Annotated in this window: 12 protein-coding genes and 1 pseudogene; 6 read left to right on the plus strand and 7 right to left on the minus strand. The window is 71.4% G+C overall.

Going from position 1 to position 13,666, the window contains the following annotated elements; all coding sequences use genetic code 11:
- Positions 1-14: 14 nt before the first annotated feature.
- The 3 genes from AB8A24_RS04715 (at position 15) to AB8A24_RS04725 (ending at position 3,615) form a co-directional block, all read left to right on the plus strand.
- Positions 15-2,039 (plus strand): hypothetical protein, encoded by a 2,025-nt coding sequence (locus AB8A24_RS04715; protein ID WP_369474828.1) that lies wholly within the window; start codon positions 15-17, stop codon positions 2,037-2,039.
- 222 nt (positions 2,040-2,261) lie between these two features.
- On the plus strand, positions 2,262-2,795 hold the full coding sequence (locus AB8A24_RS04720; protein WP_369474830.1) for a hypothetical protein: 534 nt from the start codon (positions 2,262-2,264) through the stop codon (positions 2,793-2,795).
- A gap of 157 nt (positions 2,796-2,952) precedes the next feature.
- Entirely contained in the window at positions 2,953-3,615 is a 663-nt protein-coding gene (locus AB8A24_RS04725) for a hypothetical protein (protein ID WP_369474831.1), read from the plus strand.
- 153 nt (positions 3,616-3,768) lie between these two features.
- Here AB8A24_RS04725 and AB8A24_RS04730 read toward each other — a convergent pair whose 3' ends face one another.
- Entirely contained in the window at positions 3,769-4,959 is a 1,191-nt protein-coding gene (locus tag AB8A24_RS04730) for an acyl-CoA dehydrogenase family protein (RefSeq protein WP_109781959.1), read from the minus strand.
- A 147-nt stretch (positions 4,960-5,106) separates the two neighbouring features.
- Between AB8A24_RS04730 and AB8A24_RS04735 the strand changes: the two are divergent.
- A pseudogene (locus tag AB8A24_RS04735) lies at positions 5,107-5,229 on the plus strand (DUF664 domain-containing protein); the annotation flags it as partial.
- Positions 5,230-5,302: 73 nt separating this feature from the next.
- A complete protein-coding gene (locus AB8A24_RS04740) occupies positions 5,303-5,989 on the plus strand; it encodes a hypothetical protein (RefSeq protein WP_328964616.1) in 687 nt (228 codons plus the stop codon).
- A 67-nt stretch (positions 5,990-6,056) separates the two neighbouring features.
- Here the strand turns inward: AB8A24_RS04740 and AB8A24_RS04745 are convergent, their stop codons facing one another.
- From AB8A24_RS04745 to AB8A24_RS04755, 3 genes are all read right to left on the minus strand, one after another.
- Positions 6,057-6,599 carry a hypothetical protein gene (locus AB8A24_RS04745; RefSeq protein WP_328964615.1) on the minus strand — a complete coding sequence of 181 codons (543 nt, stop codon included), beginning with the start codon at positions 6,597-6,599 and terminating at the stop codon, positions 6,057-6,059.
- A gap of 78 nt (positions 6,600-6,677) precedes the next feature.
- On the minus strand, positions 6,678-7,514 hold the full coding sequence (locus AB8A24_RS04750; RefSeq protein ID WP_328964614.1) for a class II fructose-bisphosphate aldolase: 837 nt from the start codon (positions 7,512-7,514) through the stop codon (positions 6,678-6,680).
- The gene (locus tag AB8A24_RS04755; RefSeq protein ID WP_328964613.1) at positions 7,511-8,413 is read right to left on the minus strand and encodes an SIS domain-containing protein; all 903 of its coding nucleotides are present in this window, start codon (positions 8,411-8,413) and stop codon (positions 7,511-7,513) included. Before AB8A24_RS04755 ends, AB8A24_RS04750 begins: the two co-directional genes overlap by 4 nt.
- A 188-nt stretch (positions 8,414-8,601) precedes the next feature.
- Here AB8A24_RS04755 and AB8A24_RS04760 point away from each other — a divergent pair, with 188 nt between their 5' ends.
- Positions 8,602-9,381, plus strand: a complete 780-nt coding sequence (locus AB8A24_RS04760) for a DeoR/GlpR family DNA-binding transcription regulator (protein WP_328964612.1) — start codon at positions 8,602-8,604, stop codon at positions 9,379-9,381.
- A gap of 59 nt (positions 9,382-9,440) precedes the next feature.
- Here the strand turns inward: AB8A24_RS04760 and AB8A24_RS04765 are convergent, their stop codons facing one another.
- From AB8A24_RS04765 to AB8A24_RS04775, 3 genes are all read right to left on the minus strand, one after another.
- A complete protein-coding gene (locus tag AB8A24_RS04765; RefSeq protein WP_328964611.1) occupies positions 9,441-11,354 on the minus strand; it encodes a S41 family peptidase in 1,914 nt (637 codons plus the stop codon).
- A gap of 137 nt (positions 11,355-11,491) precedes the next feature.
- Positions 11,492-12,406 (minus strand): LysR substrate-binding domain-containing protein, encoded by a 915-nt coding sequence (locus AB8A24_RS04770; RefSeq protein ID WP_369474835.1) that lies wholly within the window; start codon positions 12,404-12,406, stop codon positions 11,492-11,494.
- A 48-nt stretch (positions 12,407-12,454) separates the two neighbouring features.
- The gene (locus AB8A24_RS04775; RefSeq protein WP_369474837.1) at positions 12,455-13,663 is read right to left on the minus strand and encodes a glycine C-acetyltransferase; all 1,209 of its coding nucleotides are present in this window, start codon (positions 13,661-13,663) and stop codon (positions 12,455-12,457) included.
- Positions 13,664-13,666 lie beyond the last annotated feature (3 nt).

Here is a 13,666-nt window from a genome sequence, read left to right on the forward strand (position 1 = left end):
GCATGACGCATTCCGTGGCCCAGCAGGCCTTGGCCCGTATCGACAGGCTTCCGGCTGACGAGGCGCGGCTGTTCGAAGCCCTGGCCGTGCACCAGTGGTTCACGGCGGACGTCGTGACGTACACCGCTGCGGATCTCGGCGTCGGTGTGCAGGCCGAAAGGGTGTGTGCGTCGGCTTTCGTCGTTGTGGACCGAGTTCCGTTCGGTACGTTCGAGACCCCGAGCCATGAAGATCAGCAATACGGGGTCCGGCCCGTCCTCCGGGACGCCCTCTATGAGCGCATGCGCTCGGACCGGCCGACGGAGCACCGCCAGGCCCACAGAATCGCGGCGGCCTACTACCACCAGTCACTGAACCCCCTCCGCGCCGATCGTCTCATTTGGTACGTGCACGAGTTGCGTCATCTGAGCGCCGTACGGCCCGAGCTCGCATCGGGGCGCCTCGCCGCATTCGCCCACGGTGCTCTGATCGCCGGGTACGCCGAGGCCGCCGGCCGGGCTGCGGCCGTGGTGGCTGAGGCCTCCCCGGTCTCCGACGACAAGCTGCTGGCTGGGATCATCCAGGGATTGGCCGAGGTTCTGAACGCACCGATGCAAGTCGAGCACGGCACGATCGTCGAACTGGACCATCTGCTCGCTCGCTATACGGTGCCCCTCGATCCGGCGGCCACCCGTCTCGTGTCGCTCGCACGCGACCTCGTCACGTACTACACGGAGCGGCCGGAACCGGTCACCTCCCTGACGGCCCTGGCAGCCCCGGGTGTCACCGCCGCGGTCGATCCGCGCGGAATGCCGGTACTCGGGGGCGAGCTACGTCTGCTGCAGGACATCGCCGCGCCGTCCCGGGCCATCACGGCCCGCACCCAGCGGGTGGAGGTGGACTCCACGACCGTCGCCTTGCACCAGGTCACCACGAAGCTGGCGACGGAGGACCGTGCCGGACGGACCATGGTCCTCGCGGACCTCGTGCCGTGGAGCCGGGAAGACCGTCTGGAAGGCCTGCACCTGAGCGAACGCGGTTCGCGCCCCGTCACGGTGCTCGGACCGAACGAGATGGTCCGAGCCGTCGCGCGTGGCGTCCACCGACTCCTGGACACCGGCGAAGAGCCGACCGGGAACTCCACGCGCGCCGAGCTGGCCCGCCGGCTGGGCACTCTCGGCTGGCGCAGCGGCACCGATGAGCTCACCGCCCTCTTGGACCGCACCCGAGAGGCACAGGACGTGGACGAGCCCCTGCGCCGGCGCGTCGGAGGCCTGATGCGCCACATGCCGGTGGTGGCCCTGCTCGACGTCCATCCGGGTCTGCCCTCCGAGGTGACGTACGCATTCCAGGAAGACTGCACCACGCGCCGTGTCGGATGGGGCAGAGCCGCCGTATCGCTCTCACTGACACTCCCGCGAGAAGTGCGGAACCGACTCGAGTTCGTCACCCCCGACGGCCTCGCACCTGCCGGTTTCCGGCAGCGGTCGGGCGACCCGCTCGTACCGGTCCACAGCGAAAGATCCACCTCTGCCCTGCAGCGATTCGACGTGGAACGCGCCGGGGGCACGGCGGGCGACGACGACGACGAAGGCATGGCGCGCATCGAGGTCGACCTGGGATTCCGTCCGACCGACCAGGAGTTCGGCGACGTGCAGCGCACCGGAGCACTGTGCATGCTGATCTCGGTGACCGCCTTGGGCCTGCTGTTCCTCCTTCAGGGAACCGCGATGTGGACCGTGCTTGCCACGTTCGTCGCGTCCGTCGGACTGCTGGTGGACTTCTCCCGGGACAGGGCCCAGCACCACGGCAGCGAGCCACTACACGTCTACACCAGCAAACCACTTCGGTTCATGCGCAACAGCAATGCGGCCATGGCTCTTGCTGCCGCCGCCGTGCCGAATGCCAACACAGGCACCCTCTTCGCCAGCCTGATCGTCTCCGGCGTGGCGTTCTTCTACTGTCTGGGCACCTGCATTGTCGTCGCCGGAGTGAGAAGAGCCGCTGCCCGCCCTCTGCCGCATGTGGCGAGCGAGGTGGGACCTTCATTGCGTGGCTGACACCGCGAGAGCCCGCCGTTCTCGGGACGCCCCGGTCCACGACATCGCGACGAGAGCCGGCATCTCCGTGGAAGCTGTGCGGTTGCCATGTCGAGGGAGAACGGCCGGCTCGGGATCCGAAGTGCATCCGGCTTCTGCGCAATCCGAGAGATGCGAGCCGAGTCACAGGACCGCCAGGGGGAACCTCTGGCTCGGTCGTGGATCAACGTAGGATCACGGGCTGTGAGCCAACTGGGTGAGGTCGGGAAGACACGCCATCTGGTCCTTCATGACTACGGCATGGGAGGTCTGTGGTGGTGGTGGGTGTGGGCGGGCTCTGCCGAGGAGATCGTCAGCGCGTGCGCCGAAGTTGAGGTGATCGCGAACCCGGATGCCGTGAAGCGGGCCGAGGCTTGGGGCTTGGAGGAGGTCCACCTCGACGCTCCGGATCCGAATCCGCTGTCCAGCTTCCGCGCGAAGAGGGATGCCCAGCGCGGTCAGCCCGGATTCGCCGTCCTGGTAGGACGAGACCGCGTCCACTTGCGCTGGCCGGAGTGCGAGGACGGAGAGGTCTTCTTGATGGAGCTCGGGCCGGACGGACGGCGGTTGCGCCAGGTTGAGATCGGTCCCGACGGTGGTGCGGTCAAGACGAGCGTCGAGAACTGGCCGTTCAACGCGCCGTTCGACCTTCATGATCCGTGGTACGTGGCCATGGAGATCGGCTGTGACGACTTCGAGGACGCATGGCATCGAGCCCACCGAGAGCCCAAAGGTTGATCAGTCGGGGCAGCGCCACCGCGGTCTGCGCGGACGCCCCCGGACGGTGTTGGTGAGCGTGCACGACGTGCAGCCGGTCATGTGGGTCGGATCGGTCGACAACTGGACGTGGGTTGATGACACCTGGACGAAGAGCTGCTGAGATGAGGGAGCTTTCATGAGTACGGGGAGATGGCTGTGGGTCTGCCTACAGCGCTACGTCATGACCGCCGCTCTCGGGTGGGTGGCCGCGGCCCTGGTGCTGCCCGTTCTGGGCGACGATCCCTTCTGGGCGTCGTTCGGCGCGGGGCTGGGAGCGGGGCTGATCGGGGTGCCGCTCCTGACGGTCGTGACCATGTTCGTACTCGTCCTGCTGGCCGGTCGGCGGTTCGAGCCGCCCACCGGTGGTCCCTCGCGGATCCGGGGCAGCCGGCTGATCGTGCTGCCCCTGCTCCTGCTGCTGCCCGTGGCCCTGCTCGTGCCACTGCAGTACCTGATCGTGCTCGGCGCGCAGCTCGTGTACCTGGTGTGGGTGCTGCCCTACCAGGACGCCCGCGACACGGCGGACCTGCTGCGCTCGCTCGCCGACCCGGCCGTCCCCGCGGAGCAGCGGGCCCGGATGGCACGGGCGGTCGCGGGACTGCAGGGCAGGCCGGTCGTCGAAGCCCTGGTGCAGACCTCGGCCGACGCGGAGCCGGAGGTCGCCGAAGCGGGTCTGGAGACCCTCTGCACCATTTGGCGGCGCGACGGAGTCATCGGCGAGGACCTGCTGCTGAAGCTCGACCCGCAGGCCCAGGACCGCGTCCGGGCCCTCGGCGTCAGGGTGCGGAGCCCTTGGTGAGAACGGCGACGATCCGCCGCGCATGACACGGGCCCCGCCCTCCCGAGACCACTCGGGAGGGCCGGGTGCCGGACCCACCCGCCGTCACCGCCGAGTGGACCCCATGAGTCTCCGGTCGATAAGTGCCAACTGAAAAAGCCTCGTCACAACGGCTCAGCGACGAACGCGGGGCATGCCGAGGCCGATCCAGGAGATGATCTCGCGCTGGATCTCGTTGTTGCCCCCGCCGAAGGTGAAGATCACGGCGCTGCGGTAGCCGCGTTCGAGTTCGCCGTGCAGGACCGCGCCCGCCGAGCCGTCCTTGAGGGAGCCGGCCGCGCCGACGATCTCCATCAGCCAGGCGTACGCGTCCCGGCGGGCCTCCGAGCCGTACACCTTGACCGCGGAGGCGTCCTGCGGGGTGAGGGTGCCGGCTTGGACCGCGCCCACCATCTGCCAGTTGAGCAGCTTCATCGCGTCGAGCCGGGCGTGGGTGCGCGCGAGGCGGCCGCGGACCCAGGAGAGGTCGATGACCCGGCGGCCGTCGGCGAGTTTCGTCGCGGCGGCCCAGCGCTGGACGTCGTGGAGCGCCCGGATGGCCATGGTGCCGTGGGCGGCGAGGGTGACGCGCTCGTGGTTGAGCTGATTGGTGATCAGGCGCCAGCCCTTGTTCTCCTGGCCGACGCGGCGGCTCGCCGGAACGCGGATGTTCTCGTAGTAGCTGGCGGTGGTGTCGTGCGAGGCGAGGGTGTTGATCAGGGTGCAGGAGTAGCCGGGGTCCGAGGTCGGGACCAGGAGCATGGTGATGCCCTTGTGGGCCGGGGCGTCCGGGTCGGTGCGTACGGCGAGCCAGACCCAGTCGGCGGTGTCTCCGTTGGTCGTCCAGATCTTCTGTCCGTCGACGACGTAGGTGCCGGTCTCCTCGTCGCCCTCGCGGACGGCCTTGCACTTGAGCGCCGCGAGGTCGGTGCCGGCGTCGGGTTCGCTGTAGCCGATGGCGAAGTCGATCTCCCCGGCGAGGATCTTCGGCAGGAAGTAGGCCTTCTGCTCCTCGGTGCCGAACTGCATGATGGTCGGCCCGACCGTGTTGAGCGCCATCAGCGGCAGCGGTACGACGGCTTGTGCGGCCTCGTCGAAGAAGATGAACTGGTCCATCGGGGTCATCCCGCGGCCGCCGTACTCCTTGGGCCAGCCGACCCCGAGCCAGCCGTCGGCGCCGAGCCGGCGGATGGTGTCCCGGTAGAAGCGCTTCTGGGCGGCCGGGTCCTCGTAGCGGGCGTAGACGTCCTGCGGCACGAGCTCGGCGAAGTAGGCGCGCAGTTCGGTGCGCAACTGCTGCTGCTCAGGCGTGTATTCGAGGTGCACGGCCCCTCCGGGGTCTCACGGTCCTACCGGGCGCTGTGGTGGCGGCGGTCAGAGTAGAACCTGTTGCAAGAATTCGGAAGGACCCGGGTACCGGCCGTTCGGGGCAGGCGTTCATGATCGCCACCATGACGAGACGTCGAGGCCGTCGACGCGTGGCGTGGGAAGGTGTCGCTGCGCTGGGTGCTGATCCACATGGTCGAGGAGTACGCGCGGCACAACGGGCACGCCGACCTCCTGCGCGAACGGATCGACGGGGCCGTAGGCATCTGAGCACGCGGGTCCGGACGCCCAACTCACCTGAAAAGCAGGTGCGGTTCTCTCGTCTGCCGCACAATGGGCGGATATGGACATCGACGCATGGCGCCGCGAGGACCCCGAGTTCACGCGGGCGGTGACGCAGATCCACGAGCCGGGCGCGCTCCCCACGGACCCCGAGATCCCGGCCCGGCACGCGTACTGGGAGCTGCTCCCGGGGGACGTACGGGCCCGGCTGCTGGAGAAGGCGGGCCGGTGCCTGACCTGGTGGGCCGGGCCGGATTCCGACGGCCGGCCCTCCGCTCTCGTGGTCGGGGACCGCGGGCTGTGCCGGGTCGGCCAGGTGCTGCGGGACGGAGTACCGGAGTTCCGCGGGCAGCGCACCCGGGTGGAGCCGGGCTCGCTGCACAGCCGGTCCTTCGACGGGAGGCCCCCGGCGGACGGGCGGGCCACCGCCCCGGGCCTGCCGGGGGCTCCGGTACTACGCCTGGAACTGGACCGGGAGGCCCAGGGGGTGCTCGGCCATTTCCCGCTCCCCGTCCAGGACTTCCTGCAGCGCCCGTTCCTCACCGGAGAGGACCGCGTCACCGCCGACTGGTACTACGACGAGACCGTCGAGCCCGACCGGACCACCTGGTTCGTCGCTCTCGTCCTGTCCTGCGGACGCGCCCTGACGCTCGCCGAGGGCACCCGGACCCTGGACCGGGGCGCCCGCCCGGACCAGGCCCGGTGGCACGGGATCCAGTACCACCAGGCCCGCCTCACACCGCGCTGACGCCCGCCTCGCCAGGACCGGGGTGAGCCGCGCCCCGATGGCGGCACCACCCGCTCCCCGTCCGCATTCAGGTGAAGAGGTACAGGACGTCGAAGTGGACGAGGTCGCGGGCCGTGTCGAAGAGGTACCGGCCCGAGGGGATCCCGTCCGAGGCCTGGCCCGCGGCCCCCTGGCCGTTCGCGTACGTGTCGAAGCTCGGGCTGTGCTGCCAGGTCGCGGCGGCGGGCAGGTACTGCTTCAGCGCGGCGGGCAGGTCGTACGGAGCCCCGCCGGCGGCGGCGAAGACGTGGTCGGGCTTGCCCGTGATCGCGGCCGCGCCCCCGGCCGGGAGACGGGCGACTCCGACCACCCGGATCCGCGAGTCGGGGCCGGGAATGCTCCGGCTGTCGCCCGTGCCGTCGATGTCGTAGCCCAGCCAGTGCGCGTCGGTCAGCTCACCGAGGAACGGCCCGAGCCGCCGGTTCAGCGGCTCCAGGTCGGTACGGACCTCGGGCCCGCGCGGCGGCTCCGGCCACATCAGGTAGGTCAGGCCCCCGCCCACCGTCAGCAGCGGGAGGCCGGCGATCAGCAGGAATCGGCGGCGGTTCGTGCGTCCCCGCTGCGTGTCCATGATCGCCGTCCCCCGTAGCCCATCGCCCGTGACCGATCGCCAATCATCGGTCATCGGTCGCCGATCACCTGGCACCCCTCAGTTCAGGGCGCCGATCATAGCCGTAGCCGTCGCCGCCATCGCCGTACGGGCCGCCGTCAGGTACGGCCGGGGGTCCGCCGGGGTCAGGTGGGTACGGATGGCCTCGGTCATCGCCACGTTGAGGGCGGTGCCGATGTTGACCTTGCGGATGCCGCCCGCGACGGCCGCCGCGAGTTCGGTGTCCGGCAGCCCGGAGGACCCGTGCAGGACGAGCGGCACGTCCACGGTCTTGGCCAGGCGGGCCAGCAGCACGTGGTCCAGGGCCGCGGTCCGGCTGGTCATCGCGTGGCTGCTGCCGATGGCGACGGCCAGGGCGTCGACCCCGGAATCGGCGACGAACCGCCGGGCCTCGTCGGGGTCGGTCCGGGCGCCGGGCGCGTGCGGGTCCAGCGGCGCGGCGCCGTTCTTGCCGCCGACCTCGCCCAGCTCGGCCTCGATCCACAGCCCGTTGGCGTGGGCCCAGTCGGCCGCGGACCGGGTGGCCTCCAGGTTCTCGGCGTAGGGGAGTTGCGCGGCGTCGTACATCACCGAGCTGTATCCGGCGTCGCAGGCCTGCCGGAGCAGCTCGGGGCTCTTGACGTGGTCGAGGTGCAGGCCGACGGGGACCCCGGCGGCCTCCGCGCACGCGCCGGCGGCCCGGGAGATGGGCAGCAGCCGCCCGTCGCGGAACTTCACGGCGTTCTCGCTCAGTTGGAGGATGACCGGCAGGCCGGCCGCCTCGGCCCCGGCGACGACGGCTTCGGCGTGCTCCAGGGTGATGATGTTGAAGGCGGCGACGGCCCGGCCGGCCGCGGCCGCCTCCAGGACCAGGTCGCCGGCACGGACGAGGCTCATCGGACGGCCTCCTCGCCGGTGGTGAGGATCACCGAGCGCGTGAGGTTGCGCGGCGCGTCGGGATCCAGCTGTTGGTGGGCGGCGACGGCGAGGGCGAGTCGGTGTACGCGGACCAGTTCGGCCAGCGGGTCGAGCCCGCCGGGCACCCATTGGCAGCCGGTGGCGCGGACCTGTTCGGCGAGCCCGTCCGGGGCCTCGTCGAGGGACCAGGTGACGGTGCCGGGCCCGGAGACGCTGATCGGCCCGTGCCGGTACTCCATCGCCGGGTAGGACTCGGCCCAGGACAGCGACGCCTCGCGCATCTTCAGCGCCGCCTCGTGGGCGAGCCCGACGCTCCAGCCACGACCGAGGAAGGTGAACTGCCCCCGGCCGGCGATGTCGGCGGGCAGCGGCTCGATGAGGGCGGTGCGGGCGTCGGCGACCACCGAGGGGGTGTGCAGCCCGACGTGGGCGCGCAGCAGGGTGAGGGCGGTGGTCGCGAAACGGGTCTGCACGACGGACTGTTCGTCCGCGAAGTCGAGGACGACCAGCTCGTCCGCGGCGGTCATCACGGGGGTCGCCGGATCGCCGACGACCGCGGTCGTGGGTACGCCCGCGTCGCGGAGCCCGGCCAGCAGGTCCAGTACCTCGGTGGTGGTGCCGGACCGGGTCAGGGCGACGACCCGGTCGTAGCGGCGGTGGCGCGGAAACTCCGAGGCGGGGAAGGCATCGGTCTCGCCTTGGCCGGCCTGCTCGCGCAGCACGGCGGCCGCCTGGGCCATGTAGTACGAGGTCCCGCACCCGACGATCGCGGTACGCTCCCCCGGCTGCGGCAGCACCGCCCGCCGGGCCGGGGCCAGTTCGGCGGCCCGCTCCCAGCATGCGGGCTGCGTGCCCAACTCGTACGCGACGTGACTCATGCAGGCTCCCTCGTGCGACAGGCGGGTCCGAATGCTCGATTGCGTGTTCCTGCAAGGTAGCGGCCTGTTTCACGCAACTTCAAGCATCCACGGCGGGAGCGGCTGAGTTAGTGTCGCCGGGCGGGCCGATGGGGGCCGCCGGGAAACGCCGTGGAACGCATGTCTCAGAACACCGAAGGGGGCGGCCGATGACCCGCAAGGAGCGCTGGCAGGCACTGCTGGACCTGCTCGTGGAACGGGGCGAGCTGGAGGTGGAACCGGCGGCGGAGACCCTCGGCGTGTCCGCCGCGACCATCCGCCGCGACCTCGACCAGCTGGCCGAGCAGCAGTTGCTGGTCCGCACGCGCGGCGGAGCCGTGCTGCACGGGGTCTCGTACGAACTCCCGCTGCGCTACCGCACATCGCGCCGTGCCGCCGAGAAGCAGCGGATCAGCGAGGCGGTGGCGGCCCTGATCACCCCGGGCGAGGTGATCGGCCTGACGGGCGGCACCACGACCACCGAGGTGGCGCGGGCCCTGGCCGGGCGCCCGGACCTGGCCCAGGGCTCGCCCGCGCTCACGGTGGTGACCAACGCGCTCAACATCGCGGGCGAGCTGGTGATCCGACCGCAGTTCAAGATCGTGCTGACCGGCGGGGTGGCCCGTCCCCAGTCGTACGAGCTGACCGGCCCGCTCGCCGAGCAGGTACTGGGCCAGCTCGCGGTGGACACGGCGGTGCTCGGCGTGGACGGCTTCGACCCGACGGACGGCGCGGCGACCCGCCACGAGGACGAGGCCTCGATCAACCGCCTGCTGTGCGAACGCGCCCGCCGGGTGGTCGTCGCGGCCGACTCCAGCAAGCTGGGCGTCCGCGCGTTCGCCCGGATCTGCGCGACCTCGTCGGTGGACGTGCTGGTGACGGACACCGGCCTGACGGCTGAGGTCGCCCAGGAGTTCGCGGCCGCGGGCGTGGAGGTGCTGCGGGTCTGAGGGGGCGCGGCCGGAGCCTCCCGGGGCCCGGCCGCCCTCCCGTCCGTCGCGGCCGCGCCCTACAACCGCCTGCTGCTGCTGGCGACGAGCTCGCCCAGGGCGAAGCCGTCCACCCGTACCGACGTGGCCGCGCCGGCGCCCGGTACCGTGACGTCGGCCCGCCCGTCGGGGATGTCCACCGACGTGCGCGGCCGCCGGTCGAGGTACACGTCCACGCGGTCGACGTTGGCGGTCTTCAGCCTGAGGCGGAGCGAGCCGTCGGCGCGCGTGACGTCGGCGATGGTCAGCTCGCGCACGGGCTGGGCCCGGAGGAGTTCACCGGCCCGTGCCATCAGGTCCACGTTGCCCTCCAGGAGGTCCCGGCGGGTCATCCGGTGGCGCTCGTCCGGGACGACCCCGAGGTCCTCCAAGGGCGCACCGGCCCGCTCGCCCACCCGCAGGGATCTACGGATCGCCACGCGCATCCCCGCCCCGTTCGGCAGCGGGAGGTACGGCGAGGAGGCGACCGGGAAGTCCTCCATGAACTGGCCCTGCTCCCAGACGTTGGCGCCGCCCGCTCCGGTGTTGTCGTCGGTGCCGAGCACGGTGCCGATCGCGTGGTCCTGGAAGCCGGCCGCGAACATGTCGGTCGCGGAGTAGCAGCGGGCGTTGGTGATGAGGACGACCGGCCCGAAGTACTGCTGGCCGATCTGGTTCGCGAGGTCCTCCGGGGTGAGGGGCAGGGCGGCGGAGAAGGTGGCGCCGGTCTCGACGGACTGCTCCATGGAGCTCACCCACGGCCGCAGGCGGGGGTTGCTGCGGCAGATTCGCAGGTTGAGGGGGGTGTTGATGAACTGGAACGGTTCCGGGGTGATCCGCCGGGGCGTCAGGGTCTGGAGGGTGAGCTCCGACGCCCAGACCGAGCCTCCGCCGTTGCCGCGCACGTCGACGATCAGGCCGTTCTGCGGCAGCTCGCCGATCAGCCGGACGAATTCCTCGACGAAGGCGCCGGCGTCGGGGACGTGGAACGTGTGGATGCGGATGTGTCCGAAGGTGCCCGAGGGGGTCTGGACGGTACGGGCCGTGAAGACCTCCGGCATCGTGCTCGCGGTCTCGCCCGCCGCGATGTCCGGGGACCTCCCCGCGTCCACGGCCAACTGCTGCTCGATGACGTGGGGGACGAAGAGCATGACCTTGGCCCGGCTGACCTCCTCGGACTCGTGGTCCAGGCCCAGGACGAGCGACGCCTCGCCCTCCGGGCCGGCCGCCGACGGGCGGTTCTCCACGATCTGCCAGTTCTCGCGCAGTTCGCGGGCGACGCCGTCGGTACCGACGTAGCTGACGGTCACCCATTCCTCGAACGGGGGCAGATGGGCCGAGAGCGAGCGCACCGTCAGCGACTCGACTCCCCGGCTGCGGCGCGCCGCCACGTTGCCTCCGGCGAACCGGGCGGCGTTGAGCTCGACGGCCTGTTCGATGGGGACGCCGCTCCAGTGGGTGACCTCGACGCCCGGCGCGAAGGCCGGTGCGGAGAAGCCCTGGACGACGCGGGTGATCAGGAAACGGGGCTCCGGTCCGTCGGTGGTCTCCTCGACCAGGAAGGGCAGGAAGGCGATCTTCCCGGCGAACGGTGCGGGCAGCTGGTAGTTGGTGTGCAGGTCCCGGACCGAGTGGAACACCTTGGACATCTCCGAGTGGAAGATCCACTCGGGCGGCATGGTGGCTGCCGTCTGCTGCTCCAGCTGCCGGCGGATGAGGCGCAGCCGCTGCACGGGGTTGACGGCGTGCATCGAGATCTTCAGGGGCAGGTGTACGTAGTTCTGCTCCAGCAGCACCAGCGCCTGGTCGACGAGGAGCATCCGCTGGTCGAGGGTGAGGGTGCCCGCACCCGTGAGGAAGGTTTCGAGCTGGGTGGCGGCGGCGAGGTGTTCACGCACCGGTTCGGCGGTGAGACTGAGGTACTCGGGAGCGGTTTCGGCAGTGGATCGACCCATGATGCCTCCGTGATCGGGTGGGGCTCCGACGGCTCGGGGCACAGTCTTCGACCGTGGAGGCCGGCGCTGACAGAGCGCGCGCCGGAGTTCACCCGTACAGGCGCGTGGCGAAACCATTCGCCCTTCCGCCGACGGCCTCAGTGGGCCGGCAGCCGCTCCGATTCCCTGACCAGGGCCGCCAGGACGGGCGCGATCAGCGGGTGGGTCTCACCGCCTCGGCGGGTCGCCGCGAAGACGCGGCGGGTGGCGGCCGGGCCCGTGACCGGGCGTACCTGGACCTCCTTGAGGTCCATGCCGCGCAGGGCCGAGCGTGGTACGAGGGCCACTCCGGCCCCGGCGCCCACCAGCGCCGTCACGGCGCGGAAGTCGTCGGAGGAGTGCACGAACCGGGGCTGGAAGCCCGCCAGTTCACAGGCGAGCAGCGTCACGTCGTGGCACGGGTTGCCGGGGTACTGGCCCACCCAGTCCGCGTCGGAGAGGTCCGCCAGCGACACCGCGGGGAGGTCTGCCAGGGGATGCCCCGAGGGCAGGACCGCGTCGAAGGGTTCCGCGTACAGCGGGAGGACGGACAGCCGGGCGTCGTCGGCGCCGGGGCCGCCCCGGTACTCGACGGCCAGCGCGAGGTCGGCCTCGCCGTCCAGCAGCAGCGGCAGGCTCTGGTCGCCCTCGGCGTCCCGGACCCGCAGCCGGATGCCCGGCCGTTCCAGCGAGAGTCGGGCGATGGCCGGGGCCAGTACCTCCGCGATGCCCGTCGCGAAGGCGGCGACGGTGACCTCGCCCGCCGAACCGCCCGCGTACGCCGCGAGTTCCGCCTCCGCCCGCTCCAGCTGCGCGAGCACCTCGTGGGCGTGGCCCAGCAGGATCTCACCGGCGGCGGTGAGCCGGACACCGCGCCCGCTGCGGGTGAGCAGCGCGTGGCCCGTCTCCTGTTCCAGCGCCGCGAGCTGCTGGGAGACGGCGGAGGGGGTGAGGTACAGGGCTGCGGCCGCGGCGGTCACCGTACGGTGGTCCGCCACGGCGCGCAGGATGCGCAGCCGGCGGGGGTCGATCACCCCACCATTGTCTCAGGGTGCGGAGGCCCCTCTGACCTCGTGTTCCCCTCAGGCCCCAGCGGTTCCGAGGGCCGCACGGGCGTCGATGAAGGCGGCCACCGCGCGCTCGACGTCGGCCGTCGAGTGGGCCGCGGAGAGCTGGACGCGGATGCGCGCGGCGCCCATCGGCACCACCGGGTAGGAGAAGCCGATCACGTACACGCCGCGCTCCAGGAGCAGCTCCGCCATCTTGGCCGCCTCGGCCGCGTCGCCGATCATGACGGGGGCGATGGCGTGGTCGCCGGGCAGGACCTCGAAGCCGGCCTCGGTCATCTTCGTGCGGAAGAGCGCGGTGTTCGCGGCGAGCTGCTCGCGCAGGTCACCGGCGGACTCCAGCAGGTCCAGGACCTTGAGGGAGGCGGCCGCGATGACCGGGGCGAGGGAGTTGGAGAAGAGGTACGGGCGCGAGCGCTGGCGCAGCAGCTCCACGATCTCGGCGCGGGCCGCGACATAGCCGCCCGAGGCGCCGCCGAGGGCCTTGCCGAGGGTGCCGGTGATGATGTCGACGCGGTCCATGACGCCGTGCAGCTCGGGGGTGCCGCGGCCGCCGGGGCCGACGAAGCCGACGGCGTGCGAGTCGTCGACCATGACCATGGCGTCGTAGCGGTCGGCAAGGTCGCAGATCTCCGCGAGCGGGGCGACGTAGCCGTCCATGGAGAAGACGCCGTCGGTGACGATCAGCTTGCGGCGGGCGCCGCCCTCGGTGGCCTCCTTGAGCCGGGCCTCCAGCTCCGCCATGTCGCGGTTGGCGTAGCGGAAGCGGCGGGCCTTGGAGAGGCGGATGCCGTCGATGATCGAGGCGTGGTTGAGGGCGTCGGAGATGACCGCGTCCTCGGCGCCGAGGAGGGTCTCGAAGACGCCGCCGTTGGCGTCGAAGCAGGAGGAGTAGAGGATCGTGTCCTCCTGGCCGAGGAATGCCGAGAGCCGTGCCTCCAGCTCCTTGTGCACCTCCTGGGTGCCGCAGATGAAGCGGACGGAGGCCATTCCGTAGCCCCAGCGGTCCAGCGCGTCCTTCGCGGCGGCGACGACCTCGGGGTGGTCGGCCAGCCCCAGGTAGTTGTTGGCGCAGAAGTTGAGCACCTCGCCGACGGCGCCGCCCGAGGTGACGGCGACGGCCGCGTTCTGCGGGGTGCCGATCACGCGCTCGGGCTTGTGCAGGCCGGCGGCGCGGATCTCGTCGAGGGTGGAGCGCAGGTCCTCGCGGACGGTCTCGAACATGGT

Origin of the sequence: Streptomyces sp. BF23-19 (assembly GCF_041106355.1) — a bacterium.
Lineage (GTDB): Bacteria > Actinomycetota > Actinomycetes > Streptomycetales > Streptomycetaceae > Streptomyces > Streptomyces virginiae_A.

What these genes read in the sequence shown, in the direction of transcription:
- AB8A24_RS04750 (WP_328964614.1), bottom strand. Translation starts at nt 7,514, where the DNA reads ATGAGCCTCGTCCGTGCCGGCGACCTGGTCCTGGAGGCGGCCGCGGCC.
- AB8A24_RS04755 (WP_328964613.1), bottom strand. Translation starts at nt 8,413, where the DNA reads ATGAGTCACGTCGCGTACGAGTTGGGCACGCAGCCCGCATGCTGGGAG.
- AB8A24_RS04775 (WP_369474837.1), bottom strand. Translation starts at nt 13,663, where the DNA reads ATGTTCGAGACCGTCCGCGAGGACCTGCGCTCCACCCTCGACGAGATC.
- AB8A24_RS04760 (WP_328964612.1), top strand. Translation starts at nt 8,602, where the DNA reads ATGACCCGCAAGGAGCGCTGGCAGGCACTGCTGGACCTGCTCGTGGAA.
- AB8A24_RS04740 (WP_328964616.1), top strand. Translation starts at nt 5,303, where the DNA reads ATGGACATCGACGCATGGCGCCGCGAGGACCCCGAGTTCACGCGGGCG.
- AB8A24_RS04765 (WP_328964611.1), bottom strand. Translation starts at nt 11,354, where the DNA reads ATGGGTCGATCCACTGCCGAAACCGCTCCCGAGTACCTCAGTCTCACC.
- AB8A24_RS04745 (WP_328964615.1), bottom strand. Translation starts at nt 6,599, where the DNA reads ATGGACACGCAGCGGGGACGCACGAACCGCCGCCGATTCCTGCTGATC.
- AB8A24_RS04725 (WP_369474831.1), top strand. Translation starts at nt 2,953, where the DNA reads ATGAGTACGGGGAGATGGCTGTGGGTCTGCCTACAGCGCTACGTCATG.